Below are 19,894 nucleotides of genomic sequence, written 5' to 3' on the forward strand. Positions count from 1 at the left end.
GATCACGTGAGGGGGGTCCTGATCAGCTCGCCCGCCGCCAGCCTGGCCTGGGCGATGCTCTCCTCGAACAGCTTGCGCACGTGCGCCGCCTGGTCGGCCAGCTCCCTGATGCGCTCGTGGGCCAGCTCGTCCCGCACGGTGTCGGCGATCAGCTGCTGGTATTCGGGGGTCTTGGCGGCCAGCGCCTCGAGCCGCCGGTGCGCGTGGTAGACCTTGTCCGCCTTGACCACCTGCTTGGCGTACTTCTCCAGGTGGCGGACGCGGTGCGACAGCGACGTCCAGGCGGCGTCCAGCGCGGTGGTGTAGGGCTTGAACGCGTCCTCCATGCCGGGCGGCAGCTCGCGGGGGACGATCTTGCCGTGCTCGGCGTGCATGGACGACAGCTTCCGCAGCTGCTGGGCGATCTGCCAGACCTCCTCGGGCAATGAGACCCGGTTGTCGATGGTGTCGATCAGGCCGTCCCGGTGGACGCGGGAGGCCATGATCGCCTCGACCGCGTTCTGTGCCCTGCGCAGCAGCCTCTGGCAGGGGTAGTCCAGGTCCTCGGGGAGGATGAAGCGGTTGGCGTGGACCTGGGCGGCGCGGATCCGCCGCCGGGTCGATCGATAGGTGCCGTCCAACGCCATCCACCTGAACAGGACGATCAGCCCGAGCCCTACACCGGGGACCAGCAGGGCTGCCGTGCCGGTCGCTACGGCGATCACCATCAGGAGGGCCGGGATCACGAAGAGGAGGGCAGGGTTCTTCGTGGTGTCCACGCGCACACCGGATCGAGCCAGGCGGAGGATGTGCGGGCTGGACCGCAGCTCGACCGAGATCTCCGGGTGCAGCGTTGGATCGATCACCAGCCGGGGCGGCAGAGCTCGTGGATCCATACGTTCATGCTGCGTTATGAACCTCGAATTCGCTCATATTTGGCGGACATATAGGGTCGCAATAATGGATGAGATGACGAGGTGGATAGACCTGGAAGGCGCGGTCAACGCGCGTGACCTGGGCGGATTGCCGACTCGCGACGCCGGCCGCATCCGGCGCGGGCGGATCTTCCGCGCCGACAACCTGCAGGGCCTCACGCCGGGTGACGTGGCGGTGCTGGTGGGTGAGCTGAAACTGCGGCACGTGGTGGATCTGCGCTCGAACGCCGAGGTCGCGATGGAGGGCCCGGGGCCGCTGACCCTGGTGCCCGAGGTGCGCCACCACCACTTGACGCTGTTCGCGGAGGGCGGCACGCACACCGACGTCGAGGCCGACACCATCGACGGCGACCGGGTGCTGCCCTGGGCCGAGCGCGGGCTGGACGAGGAACTGCGGGTGACCGGCTTCTACTTCGGCTACCTGCGCGACCGCCCGGACGCGGTGGTGGCGGCGCTGCGCGCGATGTCGCTGGACGACGGGGCGGCGCTGGTGCACTGCGCGGCGGGCAAGGACCGCACCGGAGTGCTGTCGGCGCTGGCGCTGGAGGTGGCGGGGGCGACCCGCGAGGCGATCGTCGAGGACTACGTGGCGACGGGGGAGCGGCTGGAGCTGATCCTCAAGCGGTTGCGGAGCAGCGCGACGTACCGGGGCGATCTGGACTCGCGGCCGGCGGACGACCACATGCCGCGGGCCCGGTACATCGAGCAGTTCTTCCAGGTGCTGGACGAGCGGTTCGGCGGGCCGATGGGCTGGCTGACCCGGCACGGCTGGACCGACGCCGACACGACCGCCCTCCACACCCGCCTCCGCGACTGACTCCGCCGCCCGCGGGGTGTGGCAGGCGGATGGCCCCCGCGCCGAAGCGACGCGGGGGCCGGGGTCAAGACTTTCGGCTGGCGCTCATGGGGTTCGGAGACGCCAGATCTGGTTGGGGCGGTCCTTGCAGATCGCCTGGATGACGTTGGCCCCGTGGGCCTGGCTGGCGTCCTGAACGTCCAGGCACAGGCCGCTGTGCCGGGCGATCAGCTCGAAGGGGAGGCCGGTGCCGCGCCATTTCGGTCCGGGCACCGTCCGCATCCTCCACTGCTGGTTGTAGCCCGGATCCCAGCAGTTCGCCTGCAGGACGTCGGCGCCGTGGAAGCGGCTGGCGTCCTGCACGTCCAGGCACATGCCGCTGTGCCGGGCAACGAGCTTGAAGTAGCCGTTGTCGGTTCGCCTGAGAGCCCACTGCTGGTTGCGTCCATTCACGCAGTACGCCTGCAGAACGTTGGCCTTGTTGGCGCGGCTGGCGTCCTGAACGTCCAGGCATCTGCTGCTGTGCTCGGCGACCACCTCGTAGTAGGTGGTTTCGGCGTGGGCGACCCCGATCCCGGTGAGGGCGAGGCCGGCGGCTGCGGTCAAGGAGACGATGAGGGTACGGCGGACTGCTGCGAAGGACATGATCAGTCTTCCTTTCATGTGATCCAGAGTGGGTGTGACGAGCGGATTCCTCATGAGTAGGGCCTACTCATTTCCGGGCTCCCGAGTTCTTGGCGGCCCAGGCCAGAGCCAGGCCTCCGAGGAGAGCAGTGGGCTGGTGCGGGGAGAGCAGGACCGCGACCAGGGCGGCGAGGAGGAGCAGCACGCACGCGCCGCGGGAGATGCCGCGGCGGCGCCAGCCGGCGACGGCCAGCGCGGCGAAGCCGACCGCGCACAGCAGCATCTTGGGGACCAGGCTGAGGAAGCCCAACAGGCCGGGGCCCTCCCACTGGGCGTCGGTGACCGTCCCCGCGAGATCCGCGCCCACGGTCGCCATGGCCCACGCGACTGCGGCGAGGAAGGCACAGCCCAGGCCGGAGGTGATAGCGGCCCAGCGGGGGAGCCGGAGTGGTCCGGCGAGGGCGGGCAGGGCCAGGGCGATCGTGACGAAGCCGAAGGCGATCAGCACGTTGGCGGTGACGCAGAGCGGACTGCGCACGGCCTCGCGGCCGCTCAGGTCCGACAGCAGGAAGAAGCTGGAGATGTAGGCCGCCGCGCCGGTCGCGCCGACCAGGCCGCCGGCGACGACGGCGAACTGCGGGGTGAGGGCTCGGCCCGCCGGGGCCTGGGAGCCGTACGAGGTCGTGGACATGGCATTTCCTTTTCGAGCGGTCAGCGGTGGTGGCCGTCGGCGGGCGGTGAGCGATCCGCGGGCCGATGTCAGCAAGAGTGCGGCGCGGACGGCGGCGTGGTCAGCGGCCGTACGGCCGATCTCGTTGCTCCGTCCCAGGACTGAACCGGCCGGTCGGTTCCTTCCCATGGGGGAATGAGCGTTCCGCCGGATGGCGGTATCGAGGCGCGGCCGCGGGGCCGTACCCTCCGGTCATGGGTGTGACGGCGCCGTCTGGCGGACGGCGGGATCAGCTGCTGGACGTGGTGCTCGCGCCGGCCCTCGCCGCCGTGACCGTTGCCGACGTCCTCACCCCCGATCCGGCCTCCGCCCTCCCGCAGCCCGAGCCGGACGCCGGGCTTGTGTCGCTGGCGCTGGTCGCCGCGCTGTCGCTGGCCGTACGCAGGCGGTGGCCGCTCGCCGTCCTCGGGGTCACGCTGGCCGCGAACACCGCGTTCGAGTGGCTTCGGTGGGATCCGGGGCTGGTCGGCGTCTGCGTGCTGTTCGCGCTGTACGCGGTGGCCAACTGGCGGCCGGTCCCGGTCTCGCTGGCCTGCCTGGCAGGCACGTACGCGATCACGGGCACCGTCCTGGTGCTGCGGTCACTGGACACCTTCTCCCTGGCCACGCTGCCCGAGTCCGGATTCTTCGCCGTGGCCTGGGGGCTGGGGTTCTACGCCCGCCGATGGCGGCTGGGCAGGGAGGAGGCGATGGTGCGGGCGCTGGAAGCCGAGCGGAGCCGGGCCGCCGCGGTGGAGCAGGCCGTGTTCGCCGAACGGCTGCGGATCGTCCGCGACCTGCACGACATCGTCTCTCACACGCTGTCGGTGATCACGGTGCAGTCGGGGGTCGCCCGGCATCTGGTCGACGAGCGGCCCGAGCAGGCCGGGCCCGCCTTGTCGGCCATCGAGGAGGCCGCCCGGGCCGCGCTGGGGGATCTGCGCCGCATGCTCGGCCTGCTGCGCACGCCGTCTCCCGCGCTCGACGCTCCGCCCCGGCACGGCGATGAACTCGGCACGGTCGTCCCCGCCAGGCGGGAGCGGCTGCTCGACCTGCTGACCGGCCTGACGGTGACCGCCGTGGCGGTGAGCAGCGTGCTGACCACCGACCCGACCGACGCCTACGCCTATCCCGAGCCCGACGCGTGGCTGGTGCTGCTCGCTCTGGGGGCGGGCCTGCCGCTGACGCTCCGGCGCCGCTTCCCCGTGAGCGCGCTGGTCGTGGTCGTGACGTCGGCGTTCACGATCGCGGGGCTCGGACGCAACGCCGGGCTGACCCCGCTGTGCATGGTGATCGCCTTGTACACCGTCGCGACCGAACGGCCGCGCCGGTTCGCGGTGACGGGCCTGGCCATGGTGTACGCCGGGATGGCCAGCCTCGCCCTGCTGGGCGCGCCGTACTTCGACCACCCGCTCGCCCTGGTCACCGTGGCGGCGGTGACCGTGTTCTGGGTGCTGGGCCGCTACGCCAGGCATCGGCGGCTGGCCATGCGCCGGGCGGCCGAACTGGCGCTGGACGCGGAATGGCGCAGGGCGCGGGAGGCCGAGCGGGCCGTCGTCGAGGAACGGCTGCGCATCGCACGAGAGCTGCACGACGTGGTCTCGCACACGCTGTCGGTCATCGCCGTCCAGTCGGGGGTGGCCGTTCACCTCATCGAATCCCAGCCGCAGAAGGCGGAGCCCGCGCTCGCCGCCATCGAGGAGGCCGGCCGTACCGCCATGGAGGACCTGCGCCGCATGTCGGAGCTGCTCCAGCCGGAAGCCGGATCGGCCGGCCTGGCGCCCGCGCCAGGCCTGGACGAGCTGCGCCTGCTGGCCTCCGTGCACCGCGCCGCGCATGGAGCGATCGAGCTGGAGATCGACCCGGCCGTCGCGGATGCGCCGGAGAGCCTGCGGCTGACCGTCTACCGGGTGGTGCAGGAGGCGCTGACGAACGCCCGCAAGCACGCCCCGGGCAGTCCGGTCCGGGTAGGCGTGCGGGCCGCGGAGGGGCACATCGACATCCGGGTCGACGACGACGGCCCGGGCACCCCCGCCACCGGTGGCGGGTTCGGTCTGGTGGGAATGAGCGAGCGCGTGGCACTCTACGACGGGATGCTGGAGGCCGGCCCGCTCCCGGGTGGTGGCTTCCGCGTCCACGCCACACTGCCGGCCGCAACCGAACGGGTGAACCCATGACAACACCCCTGCGCGTCGTGGTCGTCGATGACCAGGAGCTGGTCAGGGCCGGATTCGTGGCCCTGCTGTCGGCCACCCCCGACCTCGAGGTCGCCGGCGAGGCCGGGCAGGGTGAGGAGGCCGTGCGGCTGGTCCGTGCCACCCGCCCGGACGTGGTGCTGATGGACGTCCGCATGCCGGTGCTCGACGGCATCGAGGCCACCCGCCGCATCACCGCCGACCCGGCGTGTGCCCAGACGAAGATCGTCGTCCTGACCACCTTCGGCCTGGACGAGTACGTCTTCGGGGCGCTGCGCGCCGGCGCCGTGGGATTCCTGCTCAAGGACACCCCACCGGCCGAGTTGCTGCGCGCGGTGCGGGTGGCCGCCGACGGCGACGCGCTGTTGTCCCCGTCGATCGCGCGCCGCCTCATCGACGCGTTCGCCGTCACCCCGCCGACCGCCGTGGACATAGGTGATCTGCCCGAGCTGACCGAGCGGGAGACCGACGTGCTCCGTCTGGTCGCCCAGGGCCTGTCCAACGCCGAGATCGCCGAGCGGCTGTACATCGGCGCGGCTACGGTCAAGACGTACGTCAGCAGGCTGCTCACCAAGCTGGATGCCGCAACCCGGGTCCACCTGGTGATCCACGCCTACGAGAGCGGGCTGGTCACGCGGGGCGGCGAACGCCGGCCCGCGTGACCAGCCGACGATCCGGTCGGCCCCCGCGCCGGACGACGCGGCCGCCGCCCTGTGTGACTGGCCCGCCGCTCGCGTCCCGGGCGGGTGGGTGGGTCAGCCCAGGTGGGTGACGATGCGCTGGGTGGCCGACAGGCGGGCCGCCTCGATGACGGTCAGCGTGTCGATCACGCTCTCCGGGTCCACGGGTGGTGGCGCCCCCTCGCGCAGGGTCGCCACAACCCCGCGATAGAAGTCCAGGTACGCCCCCGGCTCCGTCCGCTCGGCACGATGGGCCTCCTCCGTGCCGAGCAGCCCCCAGCTCCCCTCGTCATCCTCCCCGAACTCCGGCGAACCGGGCGACATCCCCGCCCGCAGCCGCTCCTCCTGCACGTCCATCCCGTACTTCACGAACCCGGCCGCCGAGCCCAGCACCCGGAACCTGGGCCCGCGCCAGGCCGCCACCGAGCTCATCCACAGATGCGACCGGGCCCCGCCCGCGTGCGTCAGCGCGATGAACGTGTCGTCGTCGGAGGCCACCCCCTCGCGCCGCACGTCGCTCTCGCAGTAGACCTCGCGCGCCGGGCCGAGCAGTTGCAGGGCCTGGTCCACCAGGTGGCTGCCCAGGTCGTAGAGGAGCCCGCCGATCTCCTCCGCGCCCCCGGTCTCCCGCCAGCCGCCCTTGGGCACCGGCCGCCACCGCTCGAACCTCGACTCGAAGCGCAGCACGTCACCCAGCCGCCCCTCCTCGACCAGCCTGCGGACGGTGCGGAAGTCGCCGTCCCAGCGCCGGTTCTGGAACACGGTCAGCATGAGCCCGCGCTCCTTGGCCAGCCGCACCAGCTCCCGGCCCTCCGCAGCGGTCCTGGCCAGGGGCTTGTCCACGACGACGGGCAGGCCGGCGGTGAGCGCGGAGGCTGCGGTGGCCATGTGGGTCCTGTTGGGGGAGGCGACCACGACGAGATCGCACCGGCCCCACAGCTCCTCCACGTCGGGCACCGGGACCGCGCCGTACTTCTCGGCCACCTCGGCCTGGCGGGCGGGGTTGCCGGTCACGACGGCAGTCAGGGACAGGCCGGGGGTGGCGTGGATGAGGGGGGCGTGGAAATACGCTCCGGCGGTGCCGTAGCCGACCAGTCCGACCCGGATGTCAGTCATTTCCTCAGGCTATCCGGCGGCCCCGTCGAGACCCCTCAGGCGGTGCCCGGCCACGGCCCTTGTCCCGGGGTCACGAAGGCATCGCTGTTTCCGGGGTCACGAAGGCACCACCCAGACGGCCCACGGGGCGGCGTGACGGCGGCCCGCCACGCACACCTGGTGAGCGTCACCCTGGACAGGCCCCGGCCACGTGCGGCGGGTGGTGCCGGCTCGGGCCACCGTAAAATATGGGTGTTCACTCGTCGTCGCGCTCGGCGAGGAAGCGTTCGAACTGGGCGGCCAGTTCGTCGCCCGTGGGCATCGGGGTCGTCTCGGCCATCAGGTTCTCGCGCTCGGCGCCGCCCGCGAACGCGTCGTACTGCTGCTCCAGCCCCGTGATCGCGGTGGAGAGCTCGGTGGAGGCCTGGATCTGCTCCTCGATCTCCGTCGTCGTACGGCGGGCCGCGTCGCGCAGCCCGTCCAGCGGGAACACCAGCCCCGTGCCCCGCGTCACCGCCTCCAGGCCGGTGACGGCGGCGGTCGGGTACTCGGCCTGCGAGAGGTAATGCGGTACGTGGATCGCGTACCCCAGCGCGTCGTGCCCCTGCGCCCCCAGCCGGAACTCCAGCAGCGCCGCCACGCTCCCCGGCACCTGGACCCGTCCGAACGCGCTCGTCTGGGAGTTGATCAACTCGGGCCGGCTGGCGTGCATCGTCAGGCCGAGCGGCCGGGTGTGGGGGACCGCCATGGGGATGCCGTGGAGCGTCACGATCTTGCTCACCTTCAAGCGCTCCACCAGGTCCGACACGGCCTTGGTGAACAGCTCCCACTCCCGGTCGGGCTCGGGCCCGCTCATCACCAGGAACTGCGTTCCCGTCGCGTCCTTGGCGACATGAACGGCCAATTCCGGGCTCTCGCACTCCACCCATCGGTCAGTGTCGAAGGTCATGATGGGCCGGCGAGACCGGTAGTCGAGCAGCCGGTCCACGTCGAACGTCGCCACGACCCGGTGCTCCAGCTCGGCCAGCAGGTGGCCCAGTGCGAGGCGTCCGGCGGCGCCCGCGTCGACAAAGCCGTCGAAGTGGTACAGCAACACCGGATCGGGCAGCTCGGGCGCGTCGTCTGCGAGCTCGTAGAGATCCTTCGGGTCGAACACGGTTGGACAGCCTTTCCCTAGGTACTCTTCACCAGAACCTACGGCGAGTCGGAACGATTCCGCGCACGGCACCCTATCGAGGGTCAATAGGACACATCGCCACGGACCCGAAGATCGGGGTTCGCAACCGGGATGTTCGCCCTGGCCAGGACGGGTGCCGCCGGGATGCCGAAGGCATAGGCCGAGGTCGGGCACCGGTCGAGGCGACCGACGGCAAAGGTGACACTTTGCTGGTGCTCGCGGCTCATTACGGTCACGCCAGGACGGTTTCGCCTGCTTGTAACAGCGGGGCGCCGATTCCCGCCGGGTCCGCGACCTCGGTCTGACGCCGCTCACCACGAAAAGGAGTCTGTCGTGGTCAGAGCGTTACCGAAGGAGAGCGACGATCGCCGCACGGGCTCGCCGCCGGCGTTGCGTGCGACGCGATTGTGGTAAATGACCAGTTTATCCAATGGTTCACGCAAAGCGATTCATAGTATGAAATAAGCACTAAAGGCCTCGAAGTTGCCGACTGTGGCCTTTCGTTCACCGCCTCGTCATGCTGGATGACGTGGCTACTTCTGCGCAAACATTTGGTAGGCGACCACTCCACATCCCTCCGTTGCCATGTCCGTTCCCGAACGAGATTCACGTGCACGCCGCGGAGGTCGACGCGGAGAGTCACGCATGGCTGGCCGCCACGAACATGCTCACCGGCGCCGAGGCGATCGAGCACTTCCGGCGCTCCAAAATCGGCCTGCTCGCAGCCCGGACCAACCCGACCGTGCCGCGTGACAGCCTCCGGTTGATCAACGACTGGTACAACTGGCTCTTCGCGTTCGACGACGCGTTCTGCGAGGGCGAGCTGATGGGACACCGGGCCTCCGCGTTGGCCCGCGCCCTGCCGCCGCTCCTCGAGATCCTCGACGGACGCAGGAAGCCGGACTTCGACGACCCGTTCGGCCTCGCCCTCAACGAGCTCCTGCACCGGATCTCCGAAGCCGCCACCCCCGCCCAGGTGGACCGGTGGCGGATCACGGTGAAGGAGTACCTGTTCGCCCAGATCTGGGAGGCGGCCAACCGCGAGGTCGACCTGATCCCCAACCCTGACGACTACGTGCTGATGCGCCGCATCACGGGGGCCACGTACACCTGCCTCGCGCTCATCGACGCCGGTGGCGGTTACCGGCTCGAGGCGGAGGAATGGCACCATCCCGACGTCCGCGCGCTCTCCGACCTGGCATGCGACCTCATCGGCTGGGACAACGACCTGCTCTCGTACGCCAAGGAACGGGGGAACGACAAGGCCCGGCACAACCTCGTCACCGTCCTGGCCACGCACAAGTCCCTCTCCCTCCAGGACGCGTTGCGCGAGGTCGCGGAGATGCACAACAACGCGGTCGCCGCGTTCATCGAGCGGCGCGCGACGCTGGAACACTGGGCGTCGCTACCGGTCCGCAAGTACGTCCGGGGGCTCGAACACTGGGTGCGCGGGCACATCGAGTTCTCCCTCGGCAGCGCACGTTACGTGCACGCCTGGCCCGACGGCACCCGCTGGCCCCAGGCGGTCTGAGGCCGGCGCTATTCAGAGGCGTCCGGCTCGCCACCGAGCGCGAGTTCGGACGCCTCGTCCAGGTCGAGCCTGGCGCCCTCCTCGAACGTGTTCTTGTAGGCCTGCTCGCCCATCCGCCGCACACACTCGCGCACGCACACGTTGTGGTCGTCGGTCAGGAACGGCGCGCCCATCTGCGGCAGGCCGGCCGACTTCCAGTTCTGCTGCAACGCGCCGAGCAGTTTGGCGGCCAGCGCCAGCTCGTCGTGCAGGACGAAGATGCGCGCGCAGGTCTCCAGCGCCAGCAGGGTGCCGAGCGTGTCGTGGAAGTGCCGCTTGATCCGCAGCCCCTCCCTGGCGCTCTGCAGCGCCTCCTCCGCCCTGCCGGTCGCGAGTCTGGTGAAGGCCAGCGCCCACTGCGCGTACGAGCTGACCCAGAGCTCGCCGCGCTCCCTGCACACCTGCAGGCAGTCCAGCAGCAGCGACTCCGCCTCGTAGAACTCGCCCTGCGACGACAGCACCAGCGACAGCTCGACGATGGCGGGCAGCAGACCGGGGTTGAGCTCCTTGTTGTCGGTGTTGAACTCGATCGCCACGCCCAGCAGCGCGCTGGCCTTCTGCAGGTCACCTTGGAGCAGCGCGGCCGTGCCCTGCATCTTGGAGGCCAGGATCACGGCCCTGGAGTCGCCGACCCTGACGGCCTCGGTGCTGCACTGCTCGGCCGCCTTCAGCGCGCCCGCGCTGTCACCCTGGGCGCTGCGCACGTACGAGAGCACCCACAGCGCCTTGCAGCGCTCCTTGCTCACGGTGGGGTTGGCCTGGAGCGCCTTCTCCAGGTAGAGCCGCCCCTCACGGACGAATCCACAACAGATCCACATGAACCACAACGACGACAGCAGCGTCAGCGCCAGCACCGACTTGCCCGGCGACTTGAGCGCATGATCGAGCGCCACCCGTACGTTGTCGTGCTCCTGCCGCATGCGGACGAACCAGTAGATCTGCCGCGGCCCGGACCAGGCGTCCTCGCTGCGCTGGGCCAGGCTCAGGTAGTACTCCAGGTGCCGCTGCTGCATCTGCTCCTTCTGGCCGAGCTTGTCGAGCCACTCCTCGCCGTACTCCGCGAGGGTGTCGATGAGCTTGTAGCGGACCCCGGCGTGGTTGCTCCTGATCAGCAGGATGGACTTCTCGACCAGCCCCGTGACCAGATCGGTGATGTCCTCGGACGGCAGCCGCCCGTCGGAGCAGACGAACCTGGCCGCGTCCAGCTCGAAGTCCTTCGCGAACACCGACAGCCGCGCCCACAGCAGCCGCTCCGCGGGCTCGCACAGCTCGTGACTCCACCCGATGGCCGCCCGCAGCGTCTGGTGCCGCGGCAGCGCCGTCCGGCTCGCGCCCGCCAGCAGGCTGAACCGGTCGGCCAGCAGCCCGAGGATCTGCTCCACCGACAGCGCCCGCAGCCGCACGGCCGCCAGCTCGATCGCGAGCGGGATCCCGTCGAGCCTGCGGCACAGCTCGGCCACGGCGCCGATGTTGTCCTCGTCGAGCACGAAGTCGGGCACGCTCGCCCCGGCGCGTTCGGCGAAGAGCTGCACGGACTCGTTCGTGAACAGGCTCTCGCCCGGATCCTCGAACGGCACCTGCAGCGGCGGCACGGGGACCACGTGCTCGTACGGCAGGTTCAGCGACTGGCGGCTGGTGGCCAGCACCTTCAGATTGGGCGCCGCCTCCAGCAACTCGTGCACCAGATCGGCGCACCCGTGCACCAGGTGTTCGCAGGTGTCGATGATGAGCAGCATGTCGCGCTCGCCCACCCACTCCGACAGCGACTCGGACTCGGCCCGCGAGGACTGGTCGGCGATGCCCAGCGCGGAGGCGATGGTGTGCTTGACCATGCCCGCGTCCTGCAACCGCCCGAGATCCGCGAACCACACGCCGTCCGGATACTGCGAGCGGACGAGATGCGCGAGCCTCAGCACCGTACGGGACTTGCCCACGCCCCCGATGCCCGTCACGGTCACCAGGCGGGACTCGCCGAGGTGCCGTTTGAGGTTGGCGAGGAGTCGTGTCCTGCCGATGAAGCTGGTGAGCTCCGCCGGTAGATTGCCGTCTCGCTGCCAGCCTGTCGGGGTTGCCATGAGCAGCCTCACGGGGGGATAGGCGACACCTGCTCTCGCATCGTACCGCCGCCGCCCCCGCCTGTCCCTGGACCTGCGGACACGTCGGGTGCTTTGTATGCCCGAGTAGCATGTCCGGCGTGAACGATTTTCTACCGGAGCAGACAGCGGACGACACGGACGAGGGCTGGGGCGACTGGCCCGAGACCGACCCGGACGCCTTCTACCTGGACAACAAGCCTCCACACTGGGCCTAAGGCCCTCGCTCCGCTCGGACTGTCCCTCCAGAGGCGCGCCTGGCGGCGCCATCGAGCCCACCCGCTGACCGGCGAAGCGGCGGGCTGACTGATGCCCACCCCGGACCGGGTGCCTTCCGAGCCGCGTTGCCCGATCTGGCGCGGTGTTCGCCAGTAACAGCTCGATCAGCTCCTACTGCGCTTCGGTCAGGCCCGAGGGGTAGCGATCAGCGGGCATCAGGCCACCTGACGGCACAAGCGCTCATCGTCACGCCGCGCTCAGTAATGGCCCACCGCTGGCAGGCGCGGTGGGAGCGCAAGCCCTTGTTGGGTCCGCATGTCAGTGGCGATCTCTATCATGCTGCCCCAGAGATCATCCATGCCGATTGGGGTCCCACCATGGAGCGTCACTTCGCGAGGATTGTCGATGGCCCGTTCGCCGGCCTTGATGCGGAGATCGTCTCTGTGGACGGTCAAAGGTTGACCGCGCGTGTGACGATCTTCGGTCGGGAAACAGCGGTGGAACTCCACCGGGACCAGATAGAGCATCCCGAGGACATACCCGTGCTGTGGTACGGCGAGGAGGAGGACGACGGGCAGGTCCTCGCGGGGCTGCGGGAGCAGATAGCGGCGCAATACGACGACCTCAGGTATGGGAGAAGGTTCGAGTTCTTTCTCGAGCGTGCCGACCTTCCCGAGGAGGATCTGGCCCAGGAGTGGGACGCTTACACCGCGTTGTGCACCGAGATTGACGCCGATGTGCAACGGTGCAAGGCGGTGGCGTTGCGCGCGTTCGATCAGGAGATCGCTCCGCTGCCGGCCGGTGAGGCGAGAAGGCGGGTGGCGGCCGACCCCGGCCGCTGGCTGCCGGCTGCGGCCGCCCGGGAAGAGCGCCGGTCGCGCTACCCGGGCATCGACCGCTCCAATACCGAAGAGCGGTTGCGGGCGGCGATATTCGGGGAGCCCGATCCGCCGCTGACGCTGTGGGAACGGGCCGACCGTCGGCGGGCCGCATCGCGTTCCGCCGCCGGACTGCGGGACTACGCGGTGTGGAAGGCGGCGAACCGACCGCAGGAGCAGGTGAGGTCGGCCGCTGCGGCCCAGGTGGAGCACGAACGCGCCGCGATCGAGGAACGCCTTGCCCGCGACTGGGGATTCCAGCTGCCCGACTCGATCTTCCGGTTTCGCGTCTTCCTGCTGTCCCTGGGCCCGGCCGAAAAGCAGGCCCTCGACGACCTGGAACTGTGCCCGTTCGGGATCATGGACCTGTTCGATGATCCCGAACGCGGTTCCCGGGCCGGCATCGATGTGCGAGTACACGGCCGCTACTACCGTGACCCGCCCGAGTTCCTCACGTTCATGCACGGCGGCACCGACGGGCTGCATTTCGGGCTCTGGTACGACGACGGCCGCACCTGCACCGGAGTCGCCTCCTACTACAACAACGACGGTGGCGGCGTGGGCATCCCGTCGCGCACCCCTCTCGAGGCAGTCAGGTACACGCTCGAATGGGGATGGCGCCACCTCGGAGACCAGGATGATGAGCCGGCCGATCCCATGGACCCCGAGGTGGTCGCACGACGGCACCGGCTACGGCTCCTGCGCGAGATCCTGATGACCTTCGAGACCGGCGACCGCGACGAGCAGGGCGAGGACTACCACAACGTCTACAAACACTCCCCAGAACTGCTCGAGCACGGAGATCCGGATCGAATCGAAACCCTGGACGGCGGCGGCGCGCTCGTCGACGGTGCCACCGCGATCAGGCGCGGCCGACAGAGACCATGGGACGACTACGAGTTCTGCACAACCCTGCAGAAGGAGCTGACCGACGACCCAGCCGTCCGGGAAGCCCGCCTCACCGAGGCACGGCGCCGCTGCGCCGCCGGACACCCCGCCGACGCTCTCACCCTCGGCCGTGACCTGCACTGGATCAGCGCAGGAGACCCCGAACTCGAACACCATGCGAACGAGCTGCTCACCATGGCCTACCGCGCTCTGGGACGCGACAACCTCGCTGCGATCGCCCAAGCCCACCACCGCCACCGCGATCTCCCCCAGGTGCACGTCCTCGAAGAGACCTGACGTACTCACCACCATCGCACTACCGACCTGGACAACGGAGCGGAGCGACGCTGCGAAGCCGGTTGGCCACATTCGCCGATCTTGACCATCGTGGGCGAACAGCCCCGGCGAAAGACGTTCACGACCTCGAGTGGGATGGACGGTCAGAAGCGGCCCCAGGCGATCAAGGCGGTCAGCGCGAGCAGTACGACGTTGACGGCGACGGCCGCAGGCTCTTTGCGGCGAACGTGGGTGGCGGCGGCGCCGAGCATGGTGATCGCCAGGCCGGCGGCAGCCAGCGGGATGAGGATCGGGGCGATGCCGGTGGCGGCGGGCAGGATCAGGCCGAGGGCGCCGAGAAGCTCGGCCACGCCGATCAGGCGGATCTGGGTGGGAGTGAAGTCCTCCACCCAGGGCAGCATGGGGCGCAGTCTCTCCTTGGGCAGGGTGGAATGCATGACCCCCGCCAGCCCGAAGACAGCGGCCAGGACGGCCTGCAGTACCCACAGGAACACGTTCACGTCAGTTGCTCCTTTCGCAGGTTCTTGGCCTAGTAGCGGCCGAGGGTGCCGCGGCGTCGGGCGAGGTGCTCGAGCCGGTTGAACAGGATCACCCCGGCGATGGTGATGAGCAGCGGCTGGACCAGCAGCCATCCAAGACCCCAGCCGGTCGGGAGGGCGGCCAGGGAATGCCCGCCGAGCAGGATGTCCCGCATCGCCTCGATGCCGGGCGCGATGGGGACCGCGAGCCGGCTGAGGAAGGCGACCGGGTCGGGCATGGCGGCCAGGGGGACCAGGGTGCCGCCGGCGATGGCGTAGACGGCCACGGACAGCTGGGTGATGATCTCGATACGTTTGAACACCAGGGTCAGCCCGCACAGGATGAGGGCCAGGCCGCAGGTGCCCAGCGTGATGGCGGCCAGCGGCACGATCACCTGCGCGTCGAAGGGCAGTCGCCCGCCCTGGAGGGTGAGGGTGACCGCGCCGGTGGCCAGGACGGCCAGTGCGGTGGGCAGGGCGGAGATCACGGCGGCGACCTGGCGGCCGAGGATGAGCGCGGCCGAGGGCAGCGGGGTCAGGTAGGTCTGTTCCAGCACGCCGGACTGGATGTCGCCCAGGTAGCTCCAGAACACGCGGTTGACCTGCTCGTGGATGAAGGTCAGCGCCACCATGCCGAGCAGGACCGGGAGCAGGAGGTCCGCGCGCAGTTGCCCACGTCCCATGAACAGCACGATGAGCAGGTAGAACAGCGGGAAAGTGGCCATCTGGATGAGGACTTCGCGCCATCCGGCGACGAGGTTGAGCAGGCCCTTGCGTACTTCCGCGGCGAATCCGCGAGCGAAGATCATGCTGTCTCCTGGAGGGCACGGCGATGGTTGCGGACGAACAGCAGCCCGCCGGCGGCGGTGAGCGCGATCGTATGGGCGAGCAGCCAGGGCAGGGTGCCTCCGTTCCACACGTCGGCCAGGGTCCGGTCCTGGAACAGCGTCGGGGTGAGAGCCTCGATGCCCAGCGTGGTGGGCAGGACCCTGGCCAGGACCGCCAGCCAGTCCGGATAGAAGGCCAGCGGCAGGAACGACCCGTTCAGCAGCAGCACCAGTGCGGTGAACAGCGACTGCAGCGCCCCGATCATCGGGGAGACCAGTGCGAGGGCCGCGAGCAGGAACGTGAAGGCCAGCACGTTCGCTCCGAGCAGCAGGGCCGGCACCAGCGCCGCCCAGCGCATCGGGATCGCGATGCCGGTCACCAGCATGGGGACGAGCGCGGCGACCGCGGCCACGGCCAGGCCGAACACCGAGGCGGTGATCAGCCGGCCGAGCATCGGCAGCCAGGGCGGCGCCGGGGTCATCTGCGCCTGGGCGAAGGTGCCGGCGCGTTTCTCCTCGATGAGGTCGGCCACCATCACCAATGCGGCGTACTGCAGGAACCAGTAGGCGCCGATCGCGACCAGGGTCCGTGGCAGGAGCTCCTGGCGCAGCTCGCCCTGGCCGAGCACGAACTGCAGGCCGAGGTACATGGTGGTGCTGATCAGCAGGGTGATGACGTGGCCGATCGGGTGGGCCAGCTGTACGCGCAGGCCCTTGCCGATCTCCGCGCGCAGGACGTCAAGCAGCATGGGACGCCTCGTTCACCAGGGCGAGGAACACATCCTCCAGGTCGGGCTGGAGCTGGGTCAGCGACTCCAGGACGGCACCCTGGGCGCGCAGGCGCTCGACCACGTCGTACACCTCGTGCGGGTGGCTCACCCGCACGCTGATCGTGGTGATGCCGTCTCGGGTGACGGCGTCGAACCCGGGTGGCGCCGCACCCTCGACGCGGATCTCGTACCTGTCCCGTTCGCGGAAGCTCGCCAGCAGCTGGTACGTGGGCAGGTCGGCGATGAGCCGTCCTTTGCGCATGACGGCCACCCGGTCGCACAGCTCCTGGGCCACGTCGAGCTGGTGTGTGGTGATCAGGATGGTGGTGCCGAGCTCGCGGGCCTGCTCGGTGATCCAGTTCTTGACGGTGCGGGTGGCCTCGACGTCGAGGCCGAGGGTCGGCTCGTCGAGCAGCACGATCGGCGGGTCGGCGATGAGAGCGGCGGCGATCGCGACCTTCTGCTGCATGCCGCGCGAGAAGCCGCCGACCTTGTCGTCGCGGCGCTCCCACAGCTCCAGGTCGGTCAGCAGATCACGGGCGCGCTCGGCGACCTGGGCCTTGCGCAGGCCTTTGAGCCGGCCGAAGTACATGAGGTTCTGCCAGGCCGACAGGCTCCAGTAGACGTTGCGCGAGCCTTCCAGCACGGCGCCGAACTGTGCCATCGCGGCCGAGCGCTGCCGGGTCACGTCGAAGCCGCCCAGCCGGACCTGGCCGGAGGTGGGGGACAGCAGGCCGGCCAGCATCTTGATGGTGGTGGTCTTGCCGGCGCCGTTGGGGCCCAGAAAGCCGAAGACCGACCCGGCGCGGATGTGCAGGGACACCTCGTCGACCGCCCTGACCTGCGCCGAGCCGTAGACCTTGGTCAACGTGTCGATTTCGATCATGTCATCTCCTTGGTTCGGGGAACCCCGGCCCTCCGGGCTGCGGGGCCGGAGGGCCGGGGCAGGTGGTCAGAGCTCGGCCAGAACCTCGATGTCCTCCGCCATGACGTCGCGGGCGACTGCGAACGCCGCGACGGCAGCGGGGGTGCCGGGCGCGGCCTGGCGGGCGGCCTGCAGGCTGGCGGCCGAATCCCAGCGCCAGATGCCGACCCACGTCTCGTCGTTCAGCCGGCCGAGGCGCGCTTCGGTGAGGCCGGGCTGAGTGGCTCTGATGGCGGTGACCAGGGCGGCGTGCCGGGCCTGAACCTGCTCGGCGTCCGCGGGATCGGCCTGGAAGCGGGTGACGCTGATGACCGTCATGACTGTGCCTTCTCTCTAGAGTTGACTTCTAGTGACTGAATCTAGAGATAGACTCTAGCCATGAGCGATGTCAAGCGGACGAACAAGCGGGCTGAGAAGGCGAAGGAGACGCGCCGGCGCATCCTCGCGGCAGCATCGGAGTTGTTCGTGCAGGACGGATACGGCGCGACAAACCTGCAGGACGTCGCCGAGAAGGCCGGGGTCGCGGTGCAGACGATCTACTTCGTCTTCGGCAACAAGCGCGCCCTGCTCAAGGAGCTGGTCGACGTCACGATCGCGGGCGATGACGAGCCGGTGGCCACGATGGACCGGCCGTGGTACGTGGCGGCGCTGGCCGCCGGCACCGCCCAGGACATGCTGCGCGCCTACGTCGCCGGCACGACCTCGGTCCTGGAACGCGTCGCGCCGATCGGCCGGGTCCTGGAGGCGGCGGTCGCGAGCGACCCCGAGGTTGCCGCGCTGTGGCCGTACGACGTCGATCCCCGGCACGTCGTCCAGCAGGGCGCGGCCAGGGCGCTTGCCGGCAAACCCGGGGCGCGGGCCGAGGTGTCGGTGGAGGAGGCCGCCGACCTGCTGTACGGCCTGCTCAGCCCCGAGCTGTACCTGCTGTTCGTGCACGAGCGCGGCTGGACGCGCGAGCATTGGGAACAGTGGGTCGGCGAGACCCTCCGCACCCAGCTCTGCACCATGGGCGGGAACGGGTGATCCTCCGTCCCGTCGCCCACGTCCTCGGCGGGCGTCTTCCGGTTCGACCGTATCGACGAAGCGGACATGCAGGGCCGTACCTGGTCGAATTCGCGCCCACCAGCCCGGTCCGGCGACCGGTCTGCGCCGGTACACGACTGCGATGAGCGGTGGTCTTGGCGCGGGCCGTGCACCCTTCGGGCGCGGACGAGCAGGGGCCACTGCGGCGCCTGGCCTGTGGGTAGGACGGTGTGCCCCATACCGGGTCACACCGTCCTCGGCAGAGTCAGTGGTGGGGTTGGGCGTGGTGTGGCAGCAGCCGTACCAGGACGCAGGAGGCCAGCAGAAGGGCCGCCACCACGCCGAGGCTGACCGTCGAGCCGGCGTGGAAGTAGACGGTGGTGAGGGCGGCGGCGCCGAGGCTGTTGGCCAGTTGCTGGGTGGCCGACAGCGAGCCGCTGGCGCTGCCGGACTCTGCCGGGTCGACGTCGCCGAGAGTGATCTGATAGACGGTGCCGAAGCAGGTGCCCAGACCCAGGCCGATCACGAACACCGGCAGGATGAGCGCGATGCCGGTGAGGAGTATCAGGACGCCGGTCAGGGTGAGCAGCAGGCCGATGAGGATGAGCCTGCGGCCCAGCCGGGCGATGAACCGGTGCGCGGTGATCGAGGCGACCACGATGCCGGCGGCGACGGGCGCCAGCCCGAGGGAGGCTCCGGTGGGGGTGCGGCCGAGGTCGTTCTGCAGGTGAAGGGAGAGCACCAGCAGCAGGCCGGCGACGGCGGCGTTGAAGGCCAGGCCGAGGATCAGCCCGGAGGTGAAGCCGCGGTTGGTCAGCAGCGAGGGTTTGACGAGCGGCTGAGGCGCGGTGCGCTGGCGGCGGCAGAACAGGGCGAAGGACACCAGTCCGGCGCCCAGGCAGATGACCGGTGGCAGGCCCCAGCCGTGACTGGAGCCGTCGATCAGGCCGTACAGCAGGGCGAGCATGGTGACGGCGAGCAGGGCTGAGCCGGGTCCGTCGACGGTGACGACACGGTCGCCGGGATCCGGGGGCAGCAGCCGTACGGCACAGCCGATCGCCAGGCCGCCGAGGGCGATGTTGATGAGGAACATGGCACGCCAGCCGAGGCCGAGCAGGTCGGCGTCGATGAGGAAGCCGGCGAGGATGGGGCCGCCGATGGCGGACAGGCCCAGGGCGGGGGCGAAGACGCTGAAGGCCGTGCCGATCTGGTCGCGAGGGAAGACGGCGCCGAGGATGCCGAAGCCCTGCGGGATGAGCAGGGCGCCGAACGCTCCTTGGAGCAGCCGGAACGCCACCATGGAGGTCGGGTCGAAGGCCAGGCCGCAGGCGATGGAGGCCAGGGTGAAGCCGGTGATGCCGATCAGGAACAGGCGTCGCCGGCCGTACTTGTCGCCGAGCCGTCCGCCGACCACCAGCAGCACTCCCATGGCCAGGGCGTAGGCGGCGCCGAGCCACTGGATGAGAGCCTGTCCGCCGTTCAGGTCGGCGGCGATGGCGGGGGCGGCGATGTTGGTGATGGTCGAATCCAGCAGGTCGAGGATGGCGGCGAACAGCACGACGGCGAGAACGGCCCAGCGCCGGCGCGCGGAGGTGAATGCAGGCGCGGGGGCCACAGGGGTGCGCATGAGGACTTCCTATGAGGGTGAAGGGGGATGAGCCCCGACCCGAGCAGGGCGGGGCGTGGACAGATGGCG

At 70.0% G+C, this 19,894-nt stretch carries 19 protein-coding genes; 6 read left to right on the top strand and 13 right to left on the bottom strand.

The genetic code is table 11. The features are described from left to right. Positions 1 to 2 precede the first annotated feature (2 nt). A complete protein-coding gene (locus ACIHFD_RS01010; RefSeq protein WP_397365022.1) occupies positions 3 to 875 on the bottom strand; it encodes a hypothetical protein in 873 nt (290 codons plus the stop codon). A 73-nt stretch (positions 876 to 948) separates the two neighbouring features. Here ACIHFD_RS01010 and ACIHFD_RS01015 point away from each other — a divergent pair, with 73 nt between their 5' ends. Continuing rightward, a complete protein-coding gene (locus tag ACIHFD_RS01015; RefSeq protein ID WP_397365023.1) occupies positions 949 to 1,731 on the top strand; it encodes a tyrosine-protein phosphatase in 783 nt (260 codons plus the stop codon). Positions 1,732 to 1,815: 84 nt separating this feature from the next. On the opposite strand, the gene ACIHFD_RS01020 is transcribed toward ACIHFD_RS01015, so the two are convergent. Next, entirely contained in the window at positions 1,816 to 2,355 is a 540-nt protein-coding gene (locus tag ACIHFD_RS01020; protein ID WP_397365024.1) for an RICIN domain-containing protein, read from the bottom strand. Positions 2,356 to 2,422: 67 nt separating this feature from the next. After that, positions 2,423 to 3,025, bottom strand: coding sequence for a hypothetical protein (locus ACIHFD_RS01025; protein ID WP_397365025.1), 603 nt, complete (start codon positions 3,023 to 3,025; stop codon positions 2,423 to 2,425). A gap of 233 nt (positions 3,026 to 3,258) precedes the next feature. Here ACIHFD_RS01025 and ACIHFD_RS01030 point away from each other — a divergent pair, with 233 nt between their 5' ends. Both ACIHFD_RS01030 and ACIHFD_RS01035 read left to right on the top strand, forming a co-directional pair. Beyond that, entirely contained in the window at positions 3,259 to 5,220 is a 1,962-nt protein-coding gene (locus ACIHFD_RS01030; RefSeq protein ID WP_397365026.1) for a sensor histidine kinase, read from the top strand. Further along, complete coding sequence (locus tag ACIHFD_RS01035) at positions 5,217 to 5,900, top strand: response regulator (protein WP_397365027.1); 684 nt, start codon at positions 5,217 to 5,219, stop codon at positions 5,898 to 5,900. Before ACIHFD_RS01030 ends, ACIHFD_RS01035 begins: the two co-directional genes overlap by 4 nt. 93 nt (positions 5,901 to 5,993) lie before the next feature. On the opposite strand, the gene ACIHFD_RS01040 is transcribed toward ACIHFD_RS01035, so the two are convergent. The 3 genes from ACIHFD_RS01040 to ACIHFD_RS01050 all read right to left on the bottom strand — a co-directional run bounded on the left by ACIHFD_RS01040 (position 5,994) and on the right by ACIHFD_RS01050 (position 8,417). Then, complete coding sequence (locus ACIHFD_RS01040) at positions 5,994 to 7,034, bottom strand: Gfo/Idh/MocA family oxidoreductase (protein ID WP_397365028.1); 1,041 nt, start codon at positions 7,032 to 7,034, stop codon at positions 5,994 to 5,996. 235 nt (positions 7,035 to 7,269) lie between these two features. Beyond that, entirely contained in the window at positions 7,270 to 8,169 is a 900-nt protein-coding gene (locus tag ACIHFD_RS01045; protein ID WP_350723021.1) for a PAC2 family protein, read from the bottom strand. Between the two features lie 83 nt (positions 8,170 to 8,252). Continuing rightward, entirely contained in the window at positions 8,253 to 8,417 is a 165-nt protein-coding gene (locus tag ACIHFD_RS01050) for a hypothetical protein (protein WP_397365029.1), read from the bottom strand. A gap of 383 nt (positions 8,418 to 8,800) precedes the next feature. Between ACIHFD_RS01050 and ACIHFD_RS01055 the strand changes: the two genes are divergently transcribed. Continuing rightward, positions 8,801 to 9,721 (top strand): hypothetical protein, encoded by a 921-nt coding sequence (locus ACIHFD_RS01055; RefSeq protein ID WP_397365030.1) that lies wholly within the window; start codon positions 8,801 to 8,803, stop codon positions 9,719 to 9,721. Positions 9,722 to 9,729: 8 nt separating this feature from the next. On the opposite strand, the gene ACIHFD_RS01060 is transcribed toward ACIHFD_RS01055, so the two are convergent. Next, the gene (locus ACIHFD_RS01060; protein ID WP_397365031.1) at positions 9,730 to 11,835 is read right to left on the bottom strand and encodes an ATP-binding protein; all 2,106 of its coding nucleotides are present in this window, start codon (positions 11,833 to 11,835) and stop codon (positions 9,730 to 9,732) included. Positions 11,836 to 12,449: 614 nt separating this feature from the next. On the opposite strand from ACIHFD_RS01060, the gene ACIHFD_RS01065 reads away from it, so the two are divergent. Beyond that, positions 12,450 to 14,135: a hypothetical protein gene (locus ACIHFD_RS01065; RefSeq protein ID WP_397365032.1), complete on the top strand. Its 1,686-nt coding sequence runs from the start codon at positions 12,450 to 12,452 to the stop codon at positions 14,133 to 14,135. A 143-nt stretch (positions 14,136 to 14,278) separates the two neighbouring features. On the opposite strand, the gene ACIHFD_RS01070 is transcribed toward ACIHFD_RS01065, so the two are convergent. The 5 genes from ACIHFD_RS01070 to ACIHFD_RS01090 all read right to left on the bottom strand — a co-directional run bounded on the left by ACIHFD_RS01070 (position 14,279) and on the right by ACIHFD_RS01090 (position 17,493). Beyond that, entirely contained in the window at positions 14,279 to 14,635 is a 357-nt protein-coding gene (locus ACIHFD_RS01070; RefSeq protein ID WP_397365033.1) for a DoxX family protein, read from the bottom strand. A gap of 29 nt (positions 14,636 to 14,664) precedes the next feature. Then, positions 14,665 to 15,462, bottom strand: a complete 798-nt coding sequence (locus ACIHFD_RS01075; protein ID WP_397365034.1) for an ABC transporter permease — start codon at positions 15,460 to 15,462, stop codon at positions 14,665 to 14,667. After that, complete coding sequence (locus ACIHFD_RS01080; RefSeq protein ID WP_397365035.1) at positions 15,459 to 16,229, bottom strand: ABC transporter permease; 771 nt, start codon at positions 16,227 to 16,229, stop codon at positions 15,459 to 15,461. The genes ACIHFD_RS01075 and ACIHFD_RS01080 overlap by 4 nt, the downstream gene beginning before the upstream one ends. Beyond that, entirely contained in the window at positions 16,219 to 17,136 is a 918-nt protein-coding gene (locus ACIHFD_RS01085; RefSeq protein ID WP_397365036.1) for an ATP-binding cassette domain-containing protein, read from the bottom strand. Before ACIHFD_RS01085 ends, ACIHFD_RS01080 begins: the two co-directional genes overlap by 11 nt. A gap of 66 nt (positions 17,137 to 17,202) precedes the next feature. Next, the gene (locus tag ACIHFD_RS01090; protein WP_397365037.1) at positions 17,203 to 17,493 is read right to left on the bottom strand and encodes an antibiotic biosynthesis monooxygenase; all 291 of its coding nucleotides are present in this window, start codon (positions 17,491 to 17,493) and stop codon (positions 17,203 to 17,205) included. A gap of 60 nt (positions 17,494 to 17,553) precedes the next feature. Between ACIHFD_RS01090 and ACIHFD_RS01095 the strand changes: the two genes are divergently transcribed. Continuing rightward, entirely contained in the window at positions 17,554 to 18,198 is a 645-nt protein-coding gene (locus ACIHFD_RS01095) for a TetR/AcrR family transcriptional regulator (protein ID WP_397365038.1), read from the top strand. Between the two features lie 265 nt (positions 18,199 to 18,463). Here the strand turns inward: ACIHFD_RS01095 and ACIHFD_RS01100 are convergent, their stop codons facing one another. After that, the gene (locus ACIHFD_RS01100) at positions 18,464 to 19,825 is read right to left on the bottom strand and encodes an MFS transporter (RefSeq protein WP_397365039.1); all 1,362 of its coding nucleotides are present in this window, start codon (positions 19,823 to 19,825) and stop codon (positions 18,464 to 18,466) included. Between the last annotated feature and the right edge of the window lie 69 nt (positions 19,826 to 19,894).

The sequence above is a fragment of the Nonomuraea sp. NPDC051941 genome (assembly GCF_044593615.1).

Bases quoted from the DNA above. Each gene is read 5' to 3' on its own strand.
- ACIHFD_RS01010 (WP_397365022.1), bottom strand. From the start codon at position 875: ATGGATCCACGAGCTCTGCCGCCCCGGCTGGTGATCGATCCAACGCTG.
- ACIHFD_RS01015 (WP_397365023.1), top strand. From the start codon at position 949: ATGACGAGGTGGATAGACCTGGAAGGCGCGGTCAACGCGCGTGACCTG.
- ACIHFD_RS01020 (WP_397365024.1), bottom strand. From the start codon at position 2,355: ATGTCCTTCGCAGCAGTCCGCCGTACCCTCATCGTCTCCTTGACCGCA.
- ACIHFD_RS01025 (WP_397365025.1), bottom strand. From the start codon at position 3,025: ATGTCCACGACCTCGTACGGCTCCCAGGCCCCGGCGGGCCGAGCCCTC.
- ACIHFD_RS01030 (WP_397365026.1), top strand. From the start codon at position 3,259: ATGGGTGTGACGGCGCCGTCTGGCGGACGGCGGGATCAGCTGCTGGAC.
- ACIHFD_RS01035 (WP_397365027.1), top strand. From the start codon at position 5,217: ATGACAACACCCCTGCGCGTCGTGGTCGTCGATGACCAGGAGCTGGTC.
- ACIHFD_RS01040 (WP_397365028.1), bottom strand. From the start codon at position 7,034: ATGACTGACATCCGGGTCGGACTGGTCGGCTACGGCACCGCCGGAGCG.
- ACIHFD_RS01050 (WP_397365029.1), bottom strand. From the start codon at position 8,417: ATGAGCCGCGAGCACCAGCAAAGTGTCACCTTTGCCGTCGGTCGCCTC.
- ACIHFD_RS01060 (WP_397365031.1), bottom strand. From the start codon at position 11,835: ATGGCAACCCCGACAGGCTGGCAGCGAGACGGCAATCTACCGGCGGAG.
- ACIHFD_RS01065 (WP_397365032.1), top strand. From the start codon at position 12,450: ATGGAGCGTCACTTCGCGAGGATTGTCGATGGCCCGTTCGCCGGCCTT.
- ACIHFD_RS01075 (WP_397365034.1), bottom strand. From the start codon at position 15,462: ATGATCTTCGCTCGCGGATTCGCCGCGGAAGTACGCAAGGGCCTGCTC.
- ACIHFD_RS01080 (WP_397365035.1), bottom strand. From the start codon at position 16,229: ATGCTGCTTGACGTCCTGCGCGCGGAGATCGGCAAGGGCCTGCGCGTA.
- ACIHFD_RS01085 (WP_397365036.1), bottom strand. From the start codon at position 17,136: ATGATCGAAATCGACACGTTGACCAAGGTCTACGGCTCGGCGCAGGTC.
- ACIHFD_RS01090 (WP_397365037.1), bottom strand. From the start codon at position 17,493: ATGACGGTCATCAGCGTCACCCGCTTCCAGGCCGATCCCGCGGACGCC.
- ACIHFD_RS01095 (WP_397365038.1), top strand. From the start codon at position 17,554: ATGAGCGATGTCAAGCGGACGAACAAGCGGGCTGAGAAGGCGAAGGAG.
- ACIHFD_RS01100 (WP_397365039.1), bottom strand. From the start codon at position 19,825: ATGCGCACCCCTGTGGCCCCCGCGCCTGCATTCACCTCCGCGCGCCGG.